17 protein-coding genes and 1 pseudogene are annotated in these 21,429 nt (G+C 67.5%); 12 read left to right on the top strand and 6 right to left on the bottom strand.

Features of this window, described 5'->3' with window-relative positions:
- Positions 1-150 precede the first annotated feature (150 nt).
- The gene (gene exaC, locus L3N39_RS10020) at positions 151-1,671 is read right to left on the bottom strand and encodes an acetaldehyde dehydrogenase ExaC (protein WP_237257188.1); all 1,521 of its coding nucleotides are present in this window, start codon (positions 1,669-1,671) and stop codon (positions 151-153) included.
- Positions 1,672-2,072: 401 nt separating this feature from the next.
- On the opposite strand from exaC, the gene pqqA reads away from it, so the two are divergent.
- The 6 genes from pqqA to L3N39_RS09995 all read left to right on the top strand — a co-directional run bounded on the left by pqqA (position 2,073) and on the right by L3N39_RS09995 (position 6,135).
- On the top strand, positions 2,073-2,147 hold the full coding sequence (gene pqqA / locus L3N39_RS19010) for a pyrroloquinoline quinone precursor peptide PqqA (protein WP_074519857.1): 75 nt from the start codon (positions 2,073-2,075) through the stop codon (positions 2,145-2,147).
- A 58-nt stretch (positions 2,148-2,205) separates the two neighbouring features.
- Positions 2,206-2,499, top strand: coding sequence for a pyrroloquinoline quinone biosynthesis peptide chaperone PqqD (gene pqqD, locus L3N39_RS10015; protein ID WP_237257187.1), 294 nt, complete (start codon positions 2,206-2,208; stop codon positions 2,497-2,499).
- Positions 2,468-3,613, top strand: a complete 1,146-nt coding sequence (pqqE, locus tag L3N39_RS10010; protein ID WP_237257186.1) for a pyrroloquinoline quinone biosynthesis protein PqqE — start codon at positions 2,468-2,470, stop codon at positions 3,611-3,613. The genes pqqD and pqqE overlap by 32 nt, the downstream gene beginning before the upstream one ends.
- 84 nt (positions 3,614-3,697) lie before the next feature.
- Positions 3,698-4,201 (top strand): urate hydroxylase PuuD, encoded by a 504-nt coding sequence (locus L3N39_RS10005; RefSeq protein WP_237257185.1) that lies wholly within the window; start codon positions 3,698-3,700, stop codon positions 4,199-4,201.
- Positions 4,182-5,273 (top strand): 3-phosphoserine/phosphohydroxythreonine transaminase, encoded by a 1,092-nt coding sequence (gene serC, locus L3N39_RS10000; RefSeq protein ID WP_237257184.1) that lies wholly within the window; start codon positions 4,182-4,184, stop codon positions 5,271-5,273. Before L3N39_RS10005 ends, serC begins: the two co-directional genes overlap by 20 nt.
- A complete protein-coding gene (locus L3N39_RS09995; RefSeq protein WP_237257183.1) occupies positions 5,266-6,135 on the top strand; it encodes a dihydroorotate dehydrogenase in 870 nt (289 codons plus the stop codon). The genes serC and L3N39_RS09995 overlap by 8 nt, the downstream gene beginning before the upstream one ends.
- Here the strand turns inward: L3N39_RS09995 and glgB are convergent.
- From glgB to L3N39_RS09980, 3 genes are all read right to left on the bottom strand, one after another.
- Positions 6,113-8,329, bottom strand: a complete 2,217-nt coding sequence (gene glgB, locus L3N39_RS09990; RefSeq protein WP_237257182.1) for a 1,4-alpha-glucan branching protein GlgB — start codon at positions 8,327-8,329, stop codon at positions 6,113-6,115. The two genes, L3N39_RS09995 and glgB, sit on opposite strands and share 23 nt — an antisense overlap.
- Positions 8,322-11,648, bottom strand: a complete 3,327-nt coding sequence (gene treS / locus L3N39_RS09985) for a maltose alpha-D-glucosyltransferase (RefSeq protein WP_237257181.1) — start codon at positions 11,646-11,648, stop codon at positions 8,322-8,324. The genes glgB and treS overlap by 8 nt, the downstream gene beginning before the upstream one ends.
- 120 nt (positions 11,649-11,768) lie before the next feature.
- Positions 11,769-13,781: an alpha-1,4-glucan--maltose-1-phosphate maltosyltransferase gene (locus L3N39_RS09980; RefSeq protein WP_237257180.1), complete on the bottom strand. Its 2,013-nt coding sequence runs from the start codon at positions 13,779-13,781 to the stop codon at positions 11,769-11,771.
- Between the two features lie 260 nt (positions 13,782-14,041).
- Between L3N39_RS09980 and L3N39_RS09975 the strand changes: the two genes are divergently transcribed.
- A complete protein-coding gene (locus tag L3N39_RS09975; RefSeq protein ID WP_237257179.1) occupies positions 14,042-14,209 on the top strand; it encodes a hypothetical protein in 168 nt (55 codons plus the stop codon).
- A 101-nt stretch (positions 14,210-14,310) separates the two neighbouring features.
- Complete coding sequence (locus L3N39_RS09970; protein ID WP_237257178.1) at positions 14,311-14,802, top strand: copper chaperone PCu(A)C; 492 nt, start codon at positions 14,311-14,313, stop codon at positions 14,800-14,802.
- 33 nt (positions 14,803-14,835) lie between these two features.
- Here the strand turns inward: L3N39_RS09970 and gorA are convergent, their stop codons facing one another.
- The gene (gene gorA / locus L3N39_RS09965) at positions 14,836-16,194 is read right to left on the bottom strand and encodes a glutathione-disulfide reductase (protein ID WP_237257177.1); all 1,359 of its coding nucleotides are present in this window, start codon (positions 16,192-16,194) and stop codon (positions 14,836-14,838) included.
- Between the two features lie 60 nt (positions 16,195-16,254).
- Here gorA and L3N39_RS09960 point away from each other — a divergent pair, with 60 nt between their 5' ends.
- Positions 16,255-16,677, top strand: coding sequence for a VOC family protein (locus tag L3N39_RS09960; RefSeq protein ID WP_237257176.1), 423 nt, complete (start codon positions 16,255-16,257; stop codon positions 16,675-16,677).
- Positions 16,678-16,737: 60 nt separating this feature from the next.
- On the opposite strand, the gene galU is transcribed toward L3N39_RS09960, so the two are convergent.
- Entirely contained in the window at positions 16,738-17,574 is an 837-nt protein-coding gene (gene galU / locus L3N39_RS09955; RefSeq protein WP_041105686.1) for a UTP--glucose-1-phosphate uridylyltransferase GalU, read from the bottom strand.
- A gap of 562 nt (positions 17,575-18,136) precedes the next feature.
- On the opposite strand from galU, the pseudogene L3N39_RS19005 reads away from it, so the two are divergent.
- From L3N39_RS19005 to hemN, 3 genes and pseudogenes are all read left to right on the top strand, one after another.
- Positions 18,137-18,898 (top strand): annotated as a pseudogene (locus tag L3N39_RS19005) (HAMP domain-containing protein); the annotation flags it as partial.
- Positions 18,878-19,762: a methyl-accepting chemotaxis protein gene (locus tag L3N39_RS19000; protein WP_431978022.1), complete on the top strand. Its 885-nt coding sequence runs from the start codon at positions 18,878-18,880 to the stop codon at positions 19,760-19,762. The pseudogene L3N39_RS19005 and the gene L3N39_RS19000, both read left to right, overlap by 21 nt.
- A gap of 174 nt (positions 19,763-19,936) precedes the next feature.
- Positions 19,937-21,325 (top strand): oxygen-independent coproporphyrinogen III oxidase, encoded by a 1,389-nt coding sequence (gene hemN / locus L3N39_RS09945; RefSeq protein ID WP_237257174.1) that lies wholly within the window; start codon positions 19,937-19,939, stop codon positions 21,323-21,325.
- The last annotated feature ends 104 nt before the right edge of the window (positions 21,326-21,429 follow it).

Raw genomic sequence — 21,429 nt, 5'->3', positions numbered from 1 at the left:
CGGACGATGACCGGGCAAAAAAGAACGCGGCCGAAGCCGCGTCGCAATAAGGCTGCCGGGTGCACGGGAGGGAGGCCTGCGGCAGCCTTGCACCTGTTGGTGCCTTGCAAAGACCGGCGCGCTGGAGCGGACGCGCCGGGGCCGTTCAGATCAGAAGAAGCCCAGCGGGTTGATGTCGTAGCTGACCAGCAGGTTCTTGGTCTGCTGGTAGTGGTCGAGCATCATCTTGTGGGTTTCGCGGCCGACGCCGGACTTCTTGTAGCCACCGAAGGCGGCGTGCGCCGGGTACAGGTGGTAGCAGTTGGTCCACACGCGACCGGCCTTGATGCCGCGGCCCATGCGGTAGGCACGGTTGATGTCGCGGGTCCAGACGCCAGCGCCCAGGCCGAACTCGGTGTCGTTGGCGATCGCCAGTGCCTCGGCTTCGTCCTTGAAGGTCGCGACGCCGACCACCGGGCCGAAGATCTCTTCCTGGAACACGCGCATCCTGTTGTGGCCCTTGATCAGGGTCGGCTGCACGTAGTAGCCGGAGGCCAGCCCGCCCTCGAGCTTCTCGGCGGCACCGCCGGTGAGGATCTGCGCGCCTTCCTGCTGGGCGATCTCCATGTAGGAGAGAATCTTGTCGAACTGCTGCTGGCTGGCCTGGGCGCCGACCATGGTCTCGGTATCCAGCGGGTTGCCACGCTTGATCGCCTTGACCTTCTTCATCACCACTTCCATGAAGGGCTCGAAGATCGACTCCTGGATCAGCGCACGCGACGGGCAGGTGCACACCTCGCCCTGGTTGAAGAAGGCCAGCACCAGGCCTTCGGCGGCCTTCTCGATGAAGGCCGGCTCGGCATTCATGATGTCTTCGAAGAAGATGTTCGGGCTCTTGCCGCCCAGTTCCACGGTGCTCGGAATGATGTTCTCGGCAGCGCAACGCATGATGTGCGAGCCCACCGGGGTCGAGCCGGTGAAGGCGATCTTGGCGATGCGGGTGCTGGTGGCCAGCGCCTGGCCGGCCTCGCGGCCGAAGCCCTGGACGATGTTCAGCACGCCGGCCGGCAGCAGGTCGCCGACGATCTCGGCCAGCACCATGATCGACAGCGGGGTCTGCTCGGCCGGCTTGAGCACGATGCAGTTGCCGGCGGCCAGTGCCGGGGCCAGCTTCCAGGCGGCCATCAGCAGCGGGAAGTTCCACGGGATGATCTGCCCGACCACGCCCAGCGGCTCGTGGAAATGGTAGGCGGCGGTGTGTTCGTTGATCTCGGCGCTCGAACCTTCCTGCGCGCGGATGCAGCCGGCGAAGTAGCGGAAGTGGTCGGCCGCCAGCGGCACGTCGGCGTTGAGGGTCTCGCGCACGGCCTTGCCGTTGTCCCAGGTCTCGGCGATGGCCAGCTGTTCCAGGTTGGCTTCGATGCGGTCGGCGATCTTCAGCAGGATGTTAGCGCGATCCTGCACCGAGGTGCGGCCCCAGGCATCGGCGGCGGCATGCGCGGCATCCAGCGCCTTCTCGATGTCCTCGGCACCCGAGCGCGGGAATTCGGCGATGACTTCACCGTTGACCGGCGAGGTGTTGACGAAATACTCGCCCTTGACCGGCGGGACGAACTCACCGCCGATGTAGTTGCCGTAACGCGGCTTGAAGGAAATGACGGCGCCTGGCGTACCGGGTTGTGCGTAGATCATGGATGCGGCCTCTCTTTCTTCTGCTTGTGGAGCCTGCGCCAGCCGGCACAGGGCATGGACCGATCTTAGGCAGCGCCACGGAGGGCCAGGTATGCACCCATGGCAGCGATGGGTTCCTCATTTGGTAGTAGATGCCAAGGTCCGCCCGGTCCGGCCAGATGACGCGAAATGCCGACAAAAGCGCGAAAAAAACCGGGCATCTTAGGCCGCTGAGACGCATCGACCTTGACCATGGACAAGCCCGGCACCGCGTCCGGCAAATATTCCCGCCGCCGCGAAAAACCACGACCAACAGCGGATCAAACCGACCCCAAAGTCGTATTAGAGGCGGCTTTTTCCCCGGCTTAGTTTCAAAGCGCGACACCGCGACACACCCCTGAAACCGCTAGAGGAAAATTGCCATGCAGTGGATCGATCCGGAGTTCTGCGACCTGCGCCTGGGCTTCGAAGTCACCGCGTACGTCTACGTGCGCTGAGCCCTTCCGGCGCATCGGTGCCCCGCCGCCGATGCGCCGGCCAGATGAGGAACCGGCCATGACAACAACAACCCTGTCGCCGACCAGCTGTTACGAGATCCGCCCGCCCTTCCTGTTTCGCTGGGAAGACTCGCAGCAGGCCCACGTGCTGCTCTACCCCGAGGGCATCGTCAAGCTCAACGCCACCGGCGGCGAGATTCTCAAGCGCTGCGACGGCCGCACCACGGTCGCCGAGCTGATCGAACAGCTCAGCCGCAGCTATGACGCAGCCGATCCCGCGACCGTTCGCGACGGCGTCCTGAAATTCCTGGAGGTATCCCATGGCAAAGGCTGGATCCGCGCCAAGGCTTGATGGCAGTGGCAACCCGATCTGGGTGCTGCTGGAGCTGACCTACCAGTGCCCGCTGCAATGCGTGTTCTGCAGCAACCCGCGCAACTTCGCCGACTACCGCCCGCACGAGCTGGACACCGCCGAGTGGATCGACGTGATGGCCCAGGCGCGCGCCATGGGTGCCATGCAGATCGGCTTCTCCGGCGGCGAGCCGACGCTGCGCAAGGACCTCGAGACGCTGGTCGCCGAGGCCGACCGCATGGGCTACTACACCAACCTGATCACCTCGGGCATCGGCCTGACCGAAGCCCGCCTGCGCGCGCTGAAGGACGCCGGGCTGCGCCACATCCAGCTCGGCTTCCAGTCCACCGACCGCAATGTCGCGCGCCAGCTGGCCGGCGTCGACGCCTGGGAGCGCAAGCTGCGCATGGCGCGGCTGATCAAGTCGCTGGACTTTCCCATGGTGCTCAACGTGCCGATCACCCGGCAGAACATCGCCCAGGTGCCGCACATCATCGAATTCGCCGTCGAACTGGGCATCGAGTACGTCGAGCTGGCCAACGTGCAGTACTACAACTGGGCACTGCTCAACCGCGACCAGCTGATGCCGACCCGCGAGGAACTGCAGCGTGCCGAGGCGCAGGTCCGCGAGGCGCGCGAGCGCTACGGCGAGCAGCTGACCATCTTCTTCGTGATCCCCGACTACTACGAGGGCCGGCCCAAGGCCTGCATGAACGGCTGGGGCGCGATCCACGTGACCATCGCGCCGAACGGCGACGTGCTGCCCTGCTCCCAGGCCAGCAACTTCAAGGACCTGGCCTTCCCCAACGTGCGCCAGCAGCGCCTGGAACAGATCTGGCACGACTCGCCGGTATTCAACCTCTACCGCGGCGACGCCTGGATGCCCGAGCCCTGCCGCAGCTGTGACGAGAAGGAAAAGGACTTCGGCGGCTGCCGCTGCCAGGCCCTGCTGCTGACCGGCAACGGCGCCAACACCGACCCGGCCTGCAGCCGCTCGCCGCATCATCAGCTGATCCGCCAGGCCGTCGAGCTGGCGCAGGACGCCACGCGGCCGCAAGGCACGCTGATCGCACGGCACGCCAGCCAGGGGGTGGACCTTGAAACTGCCCCATGACTCCTTCGCCGGCACCGTCAGCGCCGGCCTCGCGCTGACGCTCGGCTGCTACCTGCTGCTGCGCGTACTGGTCTAGGAGGCGCCATGCAACTACCGCTGCTCGACCTTCTGGCCCGCTATGCGCACCTGCTGTTCGCGCTGGTCTGGGTCGGTCACAACTACGCCAACTTCGTGCAGAACCCACGCTTCGTACCGCTGCAGAACGGCATCGACGTCGCCACCCTGAACCGCGACCTGGAGGCGCGGATGAAACGCGAGCACGGCATCTTCCGCTACGCCTCGCTGGTGGTCTGGGCCTCGGGGATGCTGATGCTCTGGCAGCGCGGCTGGCTGCCCGGCGCCCTGCTGCTCGAAGGCCCGCTGGCGGCCATCGGCCTGGGCGCCTGGATCGGCACGGCAATGCTGCTCAACCTGTGGCTGGTGCTCTGGCCGCACCAGAAGAAGCTGCTCGGCTTCGTCCCCGCGACCCTGGAGGAGCGCGTGCGCTGCTCGCGGATCACCTTCCTCTCCTCGCGCAGCAACACCATCCTGTCCATTCCCCTGCTTTTCCTGATGGCGGTCGGCAGCCATGGCCTGCACCTGCTCTGAGGCCTACAACTTCGCTGCCGGCCCGGCGATGCTGCCGGCCGAAGTGCGCCGGCAGCTCGCTGAGCAACTGGGCCACGCAGCGGCCGGCGGCGTGCCGCTGCTCGAGCAGCCGTTCACCGGGGCGGGCTTTCGCGGGCTGATGGAGGAAACCGAAGCGCTGCTGCGCAACCTGCTGGGCATACCCGACGACTACGCCGTGCTGTTCATGCAGGGCGGCGCCTCGGCACAGTTCGCCCTGCTGCCGCTGAACCTGCTGGCGGCCGGGCAAGGCGCGGCCTACGTGGAAACCGGCCACTGGGCGCGCAAGGCCTTCGTCGAAGCCTGCCGCCATGCGCCGGTGCGCTGCGCGGCCAGCGGCGCGGCCACAGGCTACACATCGGTACCGGCCCCGGCCGACTGGCAAGTGCCGGCCGATGCCGGCTACTGCCACCTCACCAGCAACGAGACCGGCAACGGCCTGCAGATGCAGGACTTCCCGCAGCTGCCGGTACCGCTGGTGGCGGACATGACCTCGGACCTGCTCACCCGGCCGCTGGCCGTCGAGCGCTTCGGCGCGATCTACGCCAGCACCCAGAAGAACCTCGGCGTGGCCGGCCTGTGCCTGGTGATCATCCGCCGCGAACTGCTGCGCCCGCCTCGTCCCGGCCTGCCGAGCGCCTTCAGCTACGCGGTGCTGGCCGAGCAGAACAGCCGCTTCAACACCCCGCCGACGCTCGCGCTGTACTGCGCCAACCGGATGCTGCGCTGGGTCGCCGAACGTGGCGGCGTGACGGCCATGGCCGCGCTGTGCCGGCAACGCAGTCGCCTGCTGTACGACTGCATCGACGCCAGCGCGCTCTACCGTTGCGCCGTCCGGCCCGACCAGCGCTCGGCGGTGAACGTCTGCTTCGAACTGCGCGACCGGCCGCTGTCGGCGGTGTTCTTCGGCCAGGCCGAAGCCCACGGCCTGCACCACCTGCAAGGCCACAGTGCGCTGGGCGGCGTGCGGGCCAGCCTGTACAACGCCATGCCGCTCGAGGGCGTGGAACGCCTGGTCGACTTCATGCGCGAGTTCGAAAGCCGCCATGGCTGAGCGCGCCCCGAGCGGCAAGCGGCTGCTGCAGCGCGCAGCGCTCGAGGCGAGCTGCCTGCTGGCCCATCTCGCCAGGCCGGCCGAGGCCCTACCGGTGCGGGCGATGGGGCTGGTCCTCCCCTCACCGCTGGGCATCGCCGCGGGCTTCGACCGCGTCGGCCGGCTGGGAGGCGCAGCCGCGCGACTGGGCTTCGGCTTCAACGAGCTGGGCACCTTCGACCTGGCCGCCCTGCCGCCGCTGCGCCCGCGCGCCGGCGCGGCGCTGCTCGGGCTCAATCTCGCCCTGCCGGCGACGGCCAGCACCGACGCGCTCTGCCGGGGCCTGATCGGCGCCTGGCAACAGGCCGACTACCTGATGCTCAACCTGATGAGCCCGCAAACTGCGGCGCTGGCAGCCGACCCGCCGCGGCTGCAGGCGACCCTGGCGGCGCTGCGCCGGGAACTCGAGCGCTTGCAGCAGGGCAGCACGCGCCGGGTGCCGCTGTTGGCCAAGCTGCGCTGCCTGCCGGGCCGCACGCCCGTGGACATGGCGGTACGCCTGCGCGACCTGGGCTTCGACGGCCTGCTCGCTGCCCACGACCCCGGGCCGCCGGCGACCCGCGAACGCTATCGGCGCTGGCAGCAGGCGGCGCTGCAGGATGCCACCTGCGCGCAGCTGGCCGAGCTGCGGGCGACCTGCGGCCCCGCACTGGCGCTGCTGTCGGTGGGCGGCATCCAGCACGCCGGGCACCTGCAGGCGCGGCTGGCGGCCGGCGCCGACCTCGTCCAGGTGCATAGCGCGCTGCTGCGCCGCGGCCCGTGGCTGGCCCGCGCGTTGCTGCGCGGCCAGCCGGCGTGCCTCAGGACTGCGGACGGAAGATAAGCACCCCGAGCGGCGGCAACGTGACGCTCAGCGAGACCGCCTGGCCGTGGCTGGCGATCGCCTCGGCGCCGATCCCGCCGCCATTGCCGACGTTGGAGCCGCCGTAGCAGGCGGCGTCGCTGTTGAACACCTCGACCCAGCGCGTCTCCAGCGGCACGCCGATCCGATAGCCCTCGCGCACCACCGGGGTGAAGTTGCACAGCACCAGCAGCGGCTGGCCGCCGGCATCGCGGCGCAGCCAGGCGAACACGCTGTTGCCGCGGTCGTCGCCGATCAGCCACTCGAACCCACGCGGGTCGGCGTCCAGCTCGTACAGCGCCGGTTCCCGGGCGTACAGCTGGTTGAGGTCGCGCAGCAGCTGCTGCACGCCACGGTGGTCGGGTTCGTCCAGCAGGAACCAGTCCAGCTCGCGGTCGTGGCTCCACTCGCGCCACTGGCCGAACTCGCTGCCCATGAACAGCAGCTTCTTGCCCGGGTGCGTCCACATGAACGACAGGTAGGCGCGCAGGTTGGCGAACTTCTGCCAGCGGTCGCCCGGCATCTTGTCGATCAGCGAGCCCTTGCCGTGCACCACCTCGTCGTGGGAGATCGGCAGCACGAAGTGCTCCGAGTAGGCGTAGATCATGCCGAAGGTCATCTTGTCGTGGTGGTACTGGCGGTGCACCGGGTCTTGCTCGATGTACTTGAGGGTGTCGTGCATCCAGCCCATGTTCCACTTGTAGGAGAACCCCAGCCCGCCCTGGTCGGTCGGCTTGCTGACCCCGGGAAAGGCGGTGGACTCCTCGGCGATGACCATGGCCCCGGGCGCCTCCAGCGCCACCACGTCGTTGAGATGACGCAGGAAGTCGATGGCCTCGAGGTTCTCGCGGCCGCCGTGGCGGTTGGGAATCCACTCGCCCTCCTTGCGCGAGTAGTCGCGGTAGAGCATCGAGGCGACCGCGTCCACGCGCAGGCCATCGACGTGGAACTCGCGCAGCCAGTGCAGCGCCGAGGCCAGCATGAAGCCGTGCACCTCGGTGCGCCCGAGGTTGTAGATGTAGGTGTCCCAGTCCTGATGGAAGCCCTCGAACGGGTGGTCGTACTCGTACAGCGAAGTACCGTCGAAATCGCCCAGGCCGTGTGCGTCGGTGGGGAAATGCGCCGGCACCCAGTCGAGGATCACGCCGACCCCGGCCTTGTGGCAGGCATCGACGAAGGCGGCGAAGTCGTGCGGCGTGCCGTAGCGCGCGCTGGGTGCGAACTGCGAAAGCGGCTGGTAGCCCCAGGAGCCGCCGAAGGGGTGCTCCATGATCGGCATCAGCTCGATGTGGGTGAAGCCCATCTCCACCACGTAGGGAATCAGCCGCTCGGCCAGCTCGTGCCAGTCGTAGAGCCGGCCATCGTCGCCACCATCGCGCCGCCAGGAGCCGGCGTGCACCTCGTAGATGCTCATCGGCTGGTCGACCTTCTGCCGCGTCGCCCGCTGCTGCAGCCAGCTGCCGTCCTGCCAGTCGTACTCCAGCGGGCGCGCCACCAGCGAGGCGGTACCGGGCGGCAGTTCGGTGGCCAGCGCCACCGGGTCGGCCTTGAGCGGCAGCACGCCGTGCGGGCCGAGGATCTCGTACTTGTAGGCATCGCCCGGCTTCAGCCGCGGGATGAACAGTTCCCAGACGCCAGACGGAATGCGCAGGCGCATCGGGTGGCGGCGGCCGTCCCAGCCGTTGAAGCTGCCGACCACCGAGACGCGCCGCGCATTGGGCGCCCAGACCGCGAAGCGCACGCCCGGGACGCCGTCGACCTCCACCACCTGCGAGCCGAACACCCGGCCGAGCTGGCGGTGGTTGCCCTCGGAGAACAGGTAGATATCCGTCTCGCCAAGCTGCGGGCCGAAGCTGTAAGGGTCCTCGGTGAGCTGCTCGCCGCCGGCCCAGCGGATGCGCAACAGGTAGGGCTGGTGGTTGGCCAGGCGGAGGAAGAACAGCCCCGGCACCTGGCCCTGCTCCATGCTGCCGAGGACGTTGGTACCGGCCCGGTCGAGCACCTCGACGCCCAGCGCATTGGGCAGGTAGGCGCGGATCACCTGGCCATCGCCGTCCGCATGCGGGCCGAGGATGGCGAATGGATTGCCGTGCTCGGCGCGCACCAGCGCATCCACTTCGGCATCGCTGGGCAGCAGGTTCTCTCCTGGCAGGGTCACGGCCGGACGGTCACTCATTGGTTTCTCCTCTGCAAAGCTGTTGCGCCAGCGCGGCCAGGCCCTGCAGGGGCACCGACAGCCAGGCGGGCCGGTTCTCGGCCTCGTAGGCCACTTCGTACGCTGTCTTCTCCAGCGTGAACAGGCTCAGCGTCGCCTCATCGCCCTGTTCGTCGCGCCAAGCATGGCGTATCTCTCTTACCGCTTGGCGATAGCCCTCGAGGAACACCTTGCGCGCGCTGGCCCGGTAATTGCCGGCGATGTTCTGCCGGGCCTGGTCGGCTTCCGGCGAGCTGTCGCTGATCTGTGCGTTGCGCAGGGTCATGGCGGCGGCGTATTCGAACGAGCGCAGCACCCCGGCGACATCCTTGTGCGGGCTGTACTTGCCGCGCCGCTGCTCGAGCGAGCGCGCCGGCTCACCCTCGAAGTCGATGAAGTACGCATCGCCCTGCACCACCAGCACCTGGCCCAGGTGCTGGTCGCCATGCACGCGGATGCGCAGGCCGCCGGTACCCAGCCCGGCCAGGCGCTCGACCTCGGCGAGCAGCGCGTCGCGCTGGCCAAGCAGCCGGTCCACCAGCAGCACATCGCGGCGCTCGAGGTTGGCACGGTTGCTCTCCAGCAGCGCCAAGGCGCGCAACAGTTGCTCGCGCACCGACGCGGCCAGCGCCTGCGCATCGCCCTCGCCAGCCGGCTCGGCGGCGAAGTCGGGGTTATCGGTCGCCCCGGCAAGGATCATGTGCATCTCGCCCAGGCGCTGGCCGAGCAGGCGGTTGAAGGCTTCCAGCTCGTCCAGCGCGCTGTACTGGTTCTCGTGCAGCGACACTCCGCCGGCCAGCTGGTCGCGCACCGCGCGGTCGAGGGTGTTGATCGTCCACTCCCAGGCGTCGCCCTGGTTGTCGAGGTAGCGCTGCACCACCATCAGCGCATGCGGCGTGCCGTCGGCATCGACGCGGCTGACCTGGCCGAGCATCGCCGAGATGTGGGCAAAGCCACGTTCGGTGAGGAAGGCGCCCATCTCCAGCTCCGGGTGGATGCCCGGCGAAACGCGACGCAGCAGCTTGATCATCAGCAGGCCGGAGACGATCGCCGAGCTGTTGGACTGCTCGGTGGTGAGGTAGCGCACGTCCAGCTCGGCCGGCAGTTCGATCTCCTCGAGCTGCTGCATCGGCACGAAGCGCAATTCGCCGCTGCCGGCGCCGAGCACCAGCCGCTCACGCAGGCCCTGCACCACCGCGACGATGAACTTGTCCAGCGCGAAGGCATCGGTCAACAGCCCCACCTGCGGGCCGCGGCGGACCCGCGCCATTGCCAGCTGCTGCGGCAGCGCGGTGCCGAACTCGGCCTCGGGCAGGTAGCCGAACGGCAGCTGGTAGACATCGGTCCGCCCGCTGCTGCTGACCTCGACCTCGCTGAGCAGCAGCGGGTGCTGCGGATCGCCGAACGGCAGCGCGTAGCAGATGTGCACGCTGTCGATGGCGCTGTCCTTGCTGGCGAACCAGCGCCGCTTGGGCAGGTAGGTCGGCAGTGCATCGTGCTCCAGGATCTTGCGGCAGGTGTTGTCCAGCGAGTCCAGGCGCTTGAGCACCAGGGTGCGGAAGTCCGGCATGGTCTCCACCGGTTCCTGGTGCCAACTGGGCATCTGGTTGGTGGGCGCCAGCTGGAACCAGTAGAAGCCGTAGGGCGGCAGGGTCAGCAGGTAGGGCAACTGGCCGATCGGCGGGAAGGCGCTGCCACCGAGCATCTCCACCGGCACCATGCCGGCGTACTGCGACATTTCCAGCTCCGCCGCCTGCGCCGAGCGCGAGACGTTGGCGACGCAGAAGATGATCTCGGTCTGCCCATCCGGCCCGGTGAACTCGCGCAGATAGGCCAGGATGCGCCGGTTGCTCGGCGCCAGCATCTTCAGCGTGCCGCGGCCGAAGGCCTTGAACTGGCGGCGGATGGCGAGCATGCGCCGGGTCCAGTTGAGCAGCGAATGCGGGTCGCGCTGCTGCGCCTCGACGTTGATCGTCTGGTAGCCGTAGAGCGGGTCCATGATCGGCGGCAGCACCAGGCTCGGCGGGTCGGCGCGGGAAAAGCCGCCGTTGCGGTCGACCGACCACTGCATCGGCGTGCGCACGCCGTCGCGGTCGCCGAGAAAGATGTTGTCACCCATGCCGATCTCGTCGCCGTAGTAGATCACCGGCGTACCGGGCATCGACAGCAGCAGGCTGTTGAGCAGCTCGATGCGCCGGCGGTCGCGCTCGAGCAGCGGCGCCAGGCGCCGGCGGATGCCGAGGTTGATGCGTGCGCGCTTGTCGCTGGCGTAGTAGTTCCAGAGGTAGTCGCGCTCCTTGTCGGTGACCATCTCCAGGGTCAGCTCGTCGTGGTTGCGCAGGAAGATCGCCCACTGGCAGTTGTCGGGGATGTCCGGCGTCTGGCGCAGGATGTCGGTGATCGGGAAGCGATCCTCCTGGGCGATGGCCATGTACATGCGCGGCATCAGCGGGAAGTGGAAGGCCATGTGGCATTCGTCGCCGGGGCCGCCATTCTCGCCGCCGAAGTACAGCTGGGTGTCCTCGGGCCACTGGTTGGCCTCGGCCAGCAGCATGCGGTCGGGATAGTTGGCGTCGATCTCGGCGCGGATCTGCTTGAGCACCACGTGGGTCTCGGGCAGGTTCTCGTTGTTGGTGCCGTCGCGCTCGACGAGGTAGGGAATCGCATCCAGGCGCAGGCCATCGATGCCCATGTCCAGCCAGTAGCGCATCACCCCGATCACCGCCTTCATCACCTGCGGGTTGTCGAAGTTGAGGTCCGGCTGGTGCGAGTAGAAGCGATGCCAGAAGTACTGCTTGGCCACCGGGTCCCAGGTCCAGTTGGATTTCTCGGTGTCGAGGAAGATGATCCGCGTGCCCGGATACTTGTCGTCGCTGTCCGACCAGACGTAGAAATTGCGCGCCGCCGAGCCCTTCTTCGCCTTGCGCGCCCGTTGGAACCAGGGGTGCTGGTCGGAGGTGTGGTTGATGACCAGCTCGGTGATCACCCGCAGGCCGCGCCGGTGCGCCTCGGCGATGAAGCGCCGGGCGTCGGCCAGGCTGCCGTAGTCGGGGTGGACGTTCTTGTACTCGGCGATGTCATAGCCGTCGTCCCGCCGCGGCGAGGGATAGAACGGCAGCAGCCAGATGGTGTTCACGCCGAGGTCGGCGATGTAGTCGAGCTTGTCGATCAGCCCGGCGAAGTCGCCGACGCCATCGTTGTTGGAGTCGAAGAAGGATTTCAGGTGCACCTGATAGACCACCGCGTCCTTGTACCAGAGCGGGTCCTTGATGAAGGCTGCGGGTTTGCGCGCTTTCGCCATGTTCGGCTTCCTTTTTGTGGCTGTCACTGCTGGCCAGGGCTCGTTTTCGAGCTTACAAAATGCTTCAGCTAGCTTTGCCATCTGACTGATTAATTTGATTTTCTGACCGTATTCCAGAATTCACTTCAAGTCGGGATCGACCTGCTCGGCGGTGAGCCGCCAGATGCCGAAGGGAATCTTCCAGGGCTCGATGCGCATCCACTGGGTCTTGCCGTACCAGGTCCAGCGATGGCCGTTCATCAGGTCCTCGCCCTGGGTCTGGGCATCGTCGCGCAGGCCCAGTTCCCAGAGCGGCAGTTCGAAATGCGCCTCCTGGGCGTTGTGCGGGTCGAGGCTGATGGCCACCAGGATGAAATTGGAGCGGTCCGCCGTGCGCTTGCCGAAGTAGAAGATGCTGTCGTTCCAGCACAGGTAGGGCTGGAAGCCCAGATGCGTCTGCAACGCCGGGTTCTGCCGGCGGATGCGGTTGAGCTGGGCGATTTCGGCGACGATGTTGCCCGGCGCCTGGTAGTCGCGCGGGCGGATCTCGTACTTCTCCGAGTCCAGGTATTCCTCCTTGCCGGGCATCGCCGCCGCCTCGCACAGCTCGAAGCCCGAGTACATGCCCCACAGCCCCGAGCCCATGGTCGCCAGCGCGGCGCGGATGAGGAAGCCGGCGCGGCCGGACTCCTGCAGGAAGAACGGGTTGATGTCCGGCGTGTTGACGAAGAAGTTCGGCCGGTAGCAGTCGCGCAGCGGCGGCTCGTTGAGCTGGGTGAAGTACTCCGACAGCTCGGCCTTGGTGTTGCGCCAGGTGAAGTAGGTGTAGCTCTGGTTGAAGCCGACCTTGCCCAGGCGCGCCATCATCGCCGGGCGGGTGAAGGCCTCGGAGAGGAACATCACGTTCGGGTCGCGCTCGCGGATGTCGGCGATCAGCCACTCCCAGAACGGCAACGGCTTGGTGTGCGGGTTGTCGACGCGGAAGATCTTCACGCCCTGCTCGACCCAGTGCCAGACCACGTCGCGCAGGGCGATCCACAGGTCCGGCAGGGCATCCTCGGCGTAGAAGTCGACGTTGACGATGTCCTGGTATTTCTTCGGCGGGTTCTCGGCGTACTTGATGGTGCCGTCCGGGCGCCAGGAGAACCAGCCGGGGTGCTCCTTCAGCCAGGGGTGATCCTGCGAACACTGGATGGCGAAGTCGAGGGCGATCTCCAGGCCGTGCTCGGCGGCCGCGCGGACCAACTCGCGGAAGTCCTCCAGGGTGCCGAGCTGCGGGTGGATCGCATCGTGGCCGCCTTCCTCGCTGCCGATGGCATAGGGGCTGCCCGGATCGTTCGGCCCGGCCTCCAGGCTGTTGTTGCGGCCCTTGCGGTGCTGCCGCCCGATCGGGTGGATCGGCGTGAAATAGAGCACGTCGAAACCCATGTCGCGGATCGCCGGCAGGCGCTTGTGCACGTCGCGCAAGGTGCCGTGGCGCGCGGGATCATCCGTCACCGAGCGCGGGAACAGCTCATACCAACTGGCGAACTGGGCGCGCACGCGCTCGACCTCCAGTGGGTACACCGGGCTGCGGCTGCAGTGCTCGCGCGGGTCGGCGACGGCCATGGCCACGGCGGTTTCCTCGGCCAGCAGCACGGACACGCGCTCGTCCTCGAGATGGGCGCTGTCCAGGCGATGCAGCAGGTCGTCGAGGGTCGCGCGGATTTCGCCGTGGCTGCGCTGCGCCGCGCGCTGCAGGTGCCCTCGGCCCTCTTCCAGCTCGACCGCGATCGGCACGCCGGCGGCGTGCTTCTTCGACAGCTCGTAGCGGTAGGACTCGAAAACGTCCCACCAGGCCTCGATGAGAAACTCGTGGGTCGCGACCTGGGTGGGCGTGAAGTGGCCTTCCCAGCTGTCGTTGACCAGCGCCTTGAGGCGCGCCCGCCGCCAGCTTTGCTCGCCCCTGACGCGCCAGCACACCGCGGCGGCGAGCTTGTCGTGACCGTCGGCGAAGATCTTGCTGGTAACCGTGACCTGCTGGCCGATGGTGCCCTTGGCGGCGAAGCGTCCGTCGTCCACGACCGGCTCGGTGGACTCGATGGCGATGCGCGGCATGCGCATGGCTTCGGCAAGTCGGGGGTGGAGCGCGGCGGTACGCTGGGCATCGGTCATCGAACGGACTCCTGAAGCGCTGGGACGTGAAGAAACGGCACACCGGCCCCTCGCCACGGCTGCGGCGAGCGATCCGGTGGCCGCTGGAGCGCCCTCCGACGGTGTCGTGCGGGCTCTCTCTTCCGAGCCGGCGTGGTGCCGAAAGTTCAGCCCCGGCCGCCGCGCCGCGGCCCCACCCGACACAGCGTAGACAGCCGGCAGGCCAGCTGCTGCAGCGCCGGTCTAGACTGCGGGGACGCGCCCGAGAGGAGAACCCGAAGATGACCCATTCGCGCCCCGACGTGCCGCAGCCCGATCCGGTGCTGCAGGACAAGCCCGGCGACCTGCCGCAGGTGCCCTGCGCCGACGAGCTGGAGGACTTCAAGCCCGGCGCGCCCTACGGCAAGCAGAGCGTGGCCGACCCCGACGAGGACGTGCAGCCCGGCTGAGGCAAGATGGCCGCACAGTGCAAAGCGCTGCGGCACGTCAATCCCCCGGGTCACTCGCGTGCTATGGTGCGCCCCGTCCAATCCACAGCCGGGAGTGCCTCATGCTGCTTCGTCTTCTGACCGCCAGCGCCCTTAGCGCGGTCTGCCTGTTCGCCAGCGCCGCCGACCCACACCACGCCCACGATGCGCATGCCATGCACGCTTCGCTGGTCGTCAGCCAGGCCTGGTCGCGGGCGATGCCGCCCAGCGCGCCCAACGGCGCGGTGTATTTCCAGTTGCAGAACCAGGGCAGCGAGGCTGACCGGCTGCTGTCCGCGCAGACGCCGCGGGCCGAACGCGCCGAGCTGCATACGCACAAGCAGGTCGGCGAGGTGATGCGCATGATGCAGGTCGAGGCGGTGGAGATTCCGGCCGGCGGACGCGTCGAGTTCGCCCCCGGCGGCTACCACCTGATGCTGTTCGGCCTCAAGCAGCCGCTCAAGGCCGGCGAGCGCTTCCCGGTGACCCTGACGTTCGACAAGGCCGGCGAACAGACGGTCGAGGTGAGCATCCAGGACGATGCGCCGACCGGCGCCGTGCACGGGCACCACTGACAGGGCGGGCCACCGTCGCGGTGGCCCTTGGCTTCAGATCGACGCTGGCGTGCGCATGGTGACGAATTCCTCGGCCGCCGTCGGATGGATGCCCAGGGTTTCGTCGAACACCTGCTTGGTCGCCCCCGCCTTCAGCGCCACGGCCAGGCCCTGCATGATCTCGCCGGCGTCCGGGCCGGCCATGTGGCAACCGAGCACGCGGTCGGTCTCGGCATCCACCACCAGCTTCATCAGGCTGCGCTCCAGGCTCTGGGTCATGGTCAGCTTCATCGGCCGGAAGCGGCTCTCGTAGACCCGCACCCGGTGGCCGCGCTCGCGGGCCTGTTCCTCGGTGAGCCCCACCGTGGCCATGTTCGGCAGGCTGAACACCGCGGTCGGGATCAGCTCGTAGTCGACCTTGCGATACTCCTCCGGCCTGAACAGTCGCCGCGCCACGGCCATGCCCTCGGCCAGCGCCACCGGCGTCAGTTGTACCCGGCCGATCACATCGCCGATGGCCAGGATCGAGGGCACCGAGGTGCGGTACTCGTCGTCGACGGCGATGAAGCCGCGTTCGTCCAGCTTCACCCCCAGCGCGTCGAGGCCCAGGTTGTCGAGCATCGGCCGGCGCCCGGTGGCGTAGAAGATGCAGTCGGCCTCCAGGCTGCGACCGTCCTCCAGGGTCGCCAGCAGGCTGCCGTCGGCCTGTTTGTCGATGCGCGCGATGTCGGCCTTGAACTGCAGGTCCAGGTCTTTCTTGATCAGCTCGTCCTTGATGTGGTCGCGCAGCGAGCCGTCGAAGCCGCGCAGGAACAGCTCGCCGCGGTAGAGCAGCTTGGTGTCGGCACCGCAGCCGTGGAAGATCGAGGCGAATTCCACGGCGATGTAGCCCCCGCCGACCACCAGCACGCGGCGCGGCAGGCGCTCGAGATAGAAGGCTTCATTGGAGGTGATCGCATGCTCGCGCCCGGGGATGTCCGGCACGAAGGGCCAGCCGCCGGTGGCCACCAGGATGTGCTCGGCGCTGTAGCGCTGGCCGGCGACCTCGACGGTGTGGGCGTCGACCACCCGGGCATGGGCTTCGAACAGGCTGACGCCGCTGTCGACCAGCAGGTTGCGGTAGATGCCGTTGAGCCGCTGGATCTCGCGCTCCTTGTTGGCGATCAGCGTCGCCCAGTCGAAAGTCGCGCCGTCGATGGTCCAGCCATAACCCTGCGCCTGGCCGATGTCCTCGGCGTAGTGTGCGCCGAACACCAGCAGCTTCTTCGGCACGCAGCCGACGTTGACGCAGGTGCCGCCCAGGTAGCGGCTCTCGGCCACGGCCACCCGGGCACCGAAACCCGCCGCGAAACGGGCGGCGCGAACGCCACCGGAACCGGCGCCGATGACGAATAGATCGAAGTCGTAAGCCATGTGTCGTTGTCTCCTGTCAGAATCGCCAGCATACCCCAGGACACCGCGGAGGACTGCCGCATGCGCCCCACCCTCACCCACCTGGCCCTGCATGTACCCGACCTGGACGCCTGCATCGCGTTCTACCAGCGCTTCTGCGGCATGCACGTGTTCCACGAGCGCGCCGGCAAGGGTTCGCGCATCGTCTGGATGGCCGAGCCCGGCCGCGAGCGCGAGTTCATCTTCGTCATCATGCCCGGCGGGGTCGATCGCCAGTTGGCCGCCAACGACTACAGCCACTTCGGCTTCGCCCTGCCCAGCCGCGCGGCGGTCGATGCCCTGGCCGACCAGGCGCGCGAGGCCGGCTGCCTGATCTGGGAGCCACGCGACGAGCCCTACCCGGTCGGCTACTACTGCGGCGTGCGCGACCCGGCCGGCAACTACGTCGAGTTCAGCTATGGCCAGCCGCTGGGTCCGGGCGCCGAGGAGCTGCCGCTGCCCTGAGCCAAACGAAAAGGGCCGCCCGCAGGCAGCCCCTTATCGATCAAGAAATCGCCGCGGCGATCAGAACTTACCGGTCTGGTAGAAGTTCTCGTAGCAGAAGTTGGTCGCCTCGATGTAACCCTCGGCGCTACCGCAGTCGAAGCGCTGGCCCTTGAACTTGTAGGCCAGCACGCAACCGTCCTGCGCCTGCTTCATCAGGGCGTCGGTGATCTGGATCTCGCCACCCTTGCCCGGCTCGGTCTGTTCGATCAGGTCGAAGATGTCGGGGGTCAGGATGTAGCGGCCGATGATCGCCAGGTTCGACGGCGCGTCCTCGGGCTTGGGCTTCTCCACCATGTGGCTGACGCGGAAGATGTCGTCGCGGATCATCTCGCCGGCGATCACGCCGTACTTGCTGGTTTCTTCCGGCGGCACTTCCTGGATCGCCACGATCGAGCAGCGGAACTGGTTGTACAGCTTGACCATCTGCGCCAGCACCGGGTCGCCGCCGAGGTTGATGCACAGGTCGTCGGCCAGGACCACGGCAAACGGCTGGTCGCCGATCAGCGGGCGGCCGCTGAGGATCGCGTGGCCCAGGCCCTTCATCTCGATCTGGCGGGTGTAGGAGAAGGTGCATTCGTCGATCAGCTTGCGGATGCCGACCAGGTACTTTTCCTTGTCGGTGTTGCGGATCTGGTGTTCGAGCTCATAGCTGATGTCGAAGTGATCCTCCAGCGAGCGCTTGCCGCGGCCGGTGACCATGGCGATCTCCTTGAGCCCGGCAGCCAGGGCTTCTTCGACGCCGTACTGGATCAGCGGCTTGTTGACCACCGGCAGCATTTCCTTGGGCATGGCCTTGGTCGCGGGAAGGAAGCGCGTACCGTAACCGGCAGCGGGGAAAAGGCATTTCTTGATCATGGGAGTCCTTTGATAGAGAGGTTCCAGTTGGTGCACTGCCCATAGAAGCAGCACCTCGGAAGCCCGCGGGAGCAACCGACGCTGAGGCTACGACCATCGAATCACGTACCGGTTCGCGATTTTCCCTTACTGGGGTCGATCCCCGGTGCGCCAGGCGCAAAGGCCCGTGGCAGCTGGCGCGGCGGCGCAGGCAAAGCTACGTCCCGGCCGGCCGGCTGTAAATGCCCGGGCACCGTGCGCATGGAAAAAATGAGGCTCTTAGATGGCAGTTCGATGACGGCAGCGGCGGTGCCGAATGCCAGGCGACTGACCCAGGTCAAGCCCGACGTTTTTCCGCGTGAATTTCCCGCCACGCAGGCAGACCGCCGGCGCGCGCCGATAATATCATCAGGCCATCAACGCCTTCGCCAACCTTTTAAAAAACCGCCTAAAGATCAGGGACATTGCGCCGATGCCCTGACCACCAGGCCAGGCTTGCCTTCCTGCGCCAGGCACCGTCGCCAACGAGAACAGGTCCAGCGGCCAGACGTGGCATGCGCAGCAATGGATTCAAGGAAAAACCATGACCAGTACTTCCGCTTCCCGGCAAATGTCCGTCCAAACCAAGATCAACCTGGCGCTGCTGGTGGTGCTGGTACTGATCATGTCGGCCTCGCTGCTGATTGCCGCCGACGCCGAGAAGAAGCTGGTGCTGCAGGTGGTCGAGCAGCAGACCAAGGATGCCGCCGACTCCTACTTCGACAGCATCAACACCATGATGCTGACCGGCACCATGGCCCAGCGCGAAGTGCTGCGCAACAAGCTGCTGGCGCGTCCCGGCGTGATGGATGCGCGGATCATCCGCGGCGAGCCGGTGGCCAAGACCTTCGGCCCGGGCTTCGCCTACCAGGCCCCGGCCGATGCGCTGGACCGTGCCGCGCTGGCCGGCGAGGCGATCATCAAGGTCACCGAACAGACCGACGGCCGCCGCGTGCTGACGGTGATCAACCCGATCGTCGCGCAGCATGACTATCGCGGCACCAACTGCCTGGGTTGCCACCAGGTGCCGGAGAACAGCGTGATGGGCGCGGTGCGCATCGCCTACGACCTGGACGCCCTGGACCAGCGCGTCGACCGCAACATCCAGATCCTCGCCGGCATCCAGCTGGTGCTGCTGCTGGCCGGCGTGGCGGTGATGATCTACACCGTGCGCCGGGTGATCATCAGCCGCATCAACGCCATGCGCCACACCATGGAAGCCATGACCCGCGACGAGGACCTCAGCCGCAGCGTGGCGGTCGGTGCCCACGACGAGATCGGCGCCATGGGCCAGGCCTTCAACCGCATGATCGGCAAGTTCCGCGGCAGCCTCGAGGCGGTAGCCACCGTCACCCACCAGCTGACCGACGTCTCCGACCGCGTCTCGCATGTAGCCGAGAAAACCCTCGGCGCGGTCATCGAGCAACGCAGCGAGACCGACATGGTGGCCTCGGCGATGAACGAGATGAGCGCGACCGTGCAGGAAGTGGCGCGCAATGCCAACCAGACCGCCACCGCCTCCAACGGCGCCGACCACGAGTCGCGCGCGGGCGTACGGGTCGCCGGCGAGGCGCTGGACGGCATCGACACGCTGATCAAGGACATCGAGAAGGCCGCCGAGGTGGTGCGCCAGCTGGAGTCCGACAGCGCCAGCATCGACAACGTGGTGGGCGTGATCAAGGGCATCGCCGAGCAGACCAACCTGCTGGCGCTGAACGCGGCCATCGAGGCGGCACGCGCCGGCGAACAGGGCCGCGGCTTCGCCGTGGTCGCCGACGAGGTCCGCACCCTCGCCTCGCGGACGCAGAAGTCCACCGAGGAAATCCAGCACATGATCGAGCAGCTGCAGCAGGGCGTCGGCAACGCGGTGCAGGCGATGGTCGCGGCGCAGGCGCGCGCGCGCTCGGGTTCCGAGTGCGTGGCCCGCGCCGCCCAGAGCCTGGGCGCCATCGCCGGCGAGGTGGGCACCATCAACGAGATGAACACCCAGATCGCCACCGCCGCCGAGCAGCAGAGTGCGGTGGCCGAGGAGATCAACCGCAACATCACCACCATCAGCCGGATCGCCGACACTACCTCGGCCGACGCCACCCAGACTTCGCAGATCAGCGAGGAGCTGGTGCAACTGGCCGCCGAGCTCAACCGCCTGGTCGGGCAGTTCCGCCTCTGAGCCGCAGGCCACGCGACCGCCTGCCGTGCAGGCGGTCGCCAACACCGGTCTTCTTGATCTGAAACAGTCGGTCGGCGCCGCCGGATCGGTGATAATCGGCGCCTACAGACGATCGGCCGGCCTTACGTGCACCGCGCCGCCTTTAAGAAAAGCATTCGAAGGTGAACCGCTCCCATGGACCAGACACCCACATTCAACCGCGCGCTGGTTGAAAAGTACGACCGCCCCGGCCCGCGCTACACCTCCTACCCCACCGCGCCGCAGTTCCACCAGGCCTTCGCCGCCGACGACTACCGCAACGCCGCGCGCGCCAGCAACGAGGCCGCGCAGCCCAAGCCGCTATCGGTGTACATCCACATCCCGTTCTGCAAGAGCCTGTGCTACTACTGCGCCTGCAACAAGATCATCACCCACAAGACCGAACGCGCGGCCGAGTACCTCGACTACCTCAAGCGCGAGATCGCCATGCAGGCGGCGCTGTTCGATCGCTCGCGCAAGCTGACCCAGCTGCACCTGGGCGGCGGCACGCCCACCTACCTGAGCAGCGAGCAACTGGCCGACCTGATGGCCACGCTGCACCAGGCGTTCAACATGGACGACAGCGATGACCACGAGTTTTCCCTCGAGGTCGACCCGCGCACCATCAGCGCCACCCAGATCCACGAGCTGCGCCAGCTGGGCTTCAACCGCCTGAGCTTCGGCGTGCAGGACTTCGATGCGCGGGTCCAGGCCGCGGTCAACCGCATCCAGAGCGAGGAACAGACCCGCGAGCTGGTCGAAGCCGCGCGCGCGGCGAAGTTCAAGTCGGTCAGCGTCGACCTGATCTACGGCCTGCCGCTGCAGACGGTGGAGAGCTTCGACACCACGCTGAGCAAGATCATCGCGCTGCGCCCCGACCGCATCGCCGCCTACAGCTACGCGCACCTGCCCGACCTGGTGCGTGCGCAGAAGCTGATCCGTCCCGAGGACATGCCACCGCCCGAGCGCAAGCTGGAGCTGCTGGAGCTGACCATCCAGCGCCTGACCGCCGCTGGCTACGTCTACATCGGCATGGACCACTTCTCCCTGCCGGACGACGAGCTGGCGCTGGCGCGCGCCAACGGCACGCTGCAGCGCAACTTCCAGGGCTATTCGACCCACGCCGACTGCGACCTGATCGGCCTCGGCATCTCCTCCATCGGCAAGGTCGGCGATAGCTACAGCCAGAACGTCAAGGAGCTCTCGCAGTACTACGCACGCCTGAACGAAGGCCTGCTGCCGGTGCACCGCGGCTACCAGCTGAGCGAGGACGACCGCATCCGCCGCGACGTGATCGTCGCCCTGATGTGCCACGGGCGGATCGACTTCGCCGCCATCGAGGCCCGCCACGGCATCCGCTTCACCGAGTACTTCGCCGATTCGCTGGCCAAGCTCGACGAGCACGTCGCCGACGGCCTGGTGCGCATCACCGACCAGGCCCTGGAACTGCTGCCCCAGGGCCAGCTGATGATGCGCAACGTCGCCATGGCCTTCGACGCCTACCTGGGCGGCGAGCAGCGCGGGCGCTTCTCGCGCACCGTCTGAGCCCGAAGCATCCCGGTGCACCGCGCCGGGATGCCGCTCCGCTGATCGTTCCGGCATTGCCAAAGCGCCTGCGACCTGTATAAATAGCCAGCCCATTCAGCCGT

The sequence above is a fragment of the Pseudomonas oligotrophica genome (assembly GCF_021726475.1).
GTDB classification, from domain to species: domain Bacteria; phylum Pseudomonadota; class Gammaproteobacteria; order Pseudomonadales; family Pseudomonadaceae; genus Stutzerimonas; species Stutzerimonas oligotrophica.
This window is presented reverse-complemented; position numbering and strand designations above follow the sequence as displayed.

Excerpts from the sequence above, each read along its gene's own strand:
- pqqE (WP_237257186.1), top strand. The coding sequence starts at position 2,468 with ATGGCAAAGGCTGGATCCGCGCCAAGGCTTGATGGCAGTGGCAACCCG.
- L3N39_RS09970 (WP_237257178.1), top strand. The coding sequence starts at position 14,311 with ATGCTGCTTCGTCTTCTGACCGCCAGCGCCCTTAGCGCGGTCTGCCTG.
- exaC (WP_237257188.1), bottom strand. The coding sequence starts at position 1,671 with ATGATCTACGCACAACCCGGTACGCCAGGCGCCGTCATTTCCTTCAAG.
- L3N39_RS10005 (WP_237257185.1), top strand. The coding sequence starts at position 3,698 with ATGCAACTACCGCTGCTCGACCTTCTGGCCCGCTATGCGCACCTGCTG.
- L3N39_RS09960 (WP_237257176.1), top strand. The coding sequence starts at position 16,255 with ATGCGCCCCACCCTCACCCACCTGGCCCTGCATGTACCCGACCTGGAC.
- galU (WP_041105686.1), bottom strand. The coding sequence starts at position 17,574 with ATGATCAAGAAATGCCTTTTCCCCGCTGCCGGTTACGGTACGCGCTTC.
- serC (WP_237257184.1), top strand. The coding sequence starts at position 4,182 with ATGGCCTGCACCTGCTCTGAGGCCTACAACTTCGCTGCCGGCCCGGCG.
- L3N39_RS09980 (WP_237257180.1), bottom strand. The coding sequence starts at position 13,781 with ATGACCGATGCCCAGCGTACCGCCGCGCTCCACCCCCGACTTGCCGAA.
- L3N39_RS09995 (WP_237257183.1), top strand. The coding sequence starts at position 5,266 with ATGGCTGAGCGCGCCCCGAGCGGCAAGCGGCTGCTGCAGCGCGCAGCG.
- L3N39_RS19000 (WP_431978022.1), top strand. The coding sequence starts at position 18,878 with ATGGGCCAGGCCTTCAACCGCATGATCGGCAAGTTCCGCGGCAGCCTC.
- L3N39_RS09975 (WP_237257179.1), top strand. The coding sequence starts at position 14,042 with ATGACCCATTCGCGCCCCGACGTGCCGCAGCCCGATCCGGTGCTGCAG.
- gorA (WP_237257177.1), bottom strand. The coding sequence starts at position 16,194 with ATGGCTTACGACTTCGATCTATTCGTCATCGGCGCCGGTTCCGGTGGC.
- glgB (WP_237257182.1), bottom strand. The coding sequence starts at position 8,329 with ATGAGTGACCGTCCGGCCGTGACCCTGCCAGGAGAGAACCTGCTGCCC.
- treS (WP_237257181.1), bottom strand. The coding sequence starts at position 11,648 with ATGGCGAAAGCGCGCAAACCCGCAGCCTTCATCAAGGACCCGCTCTGG.
- hemN (WP_237257174.1), top strand. The coding sequence starts at position 19,937 with ATGGACCAGACACCCACATTCAACCGCGCGCTGGTTGAAAAGTACGAC.
- pqqD (WP_237257187.1), top strand. The coding sequence starts at position 2,206 with ATGACAACAACAACCCTGTCGCCGACCAGCTGTTACGAGATCCGCCCG.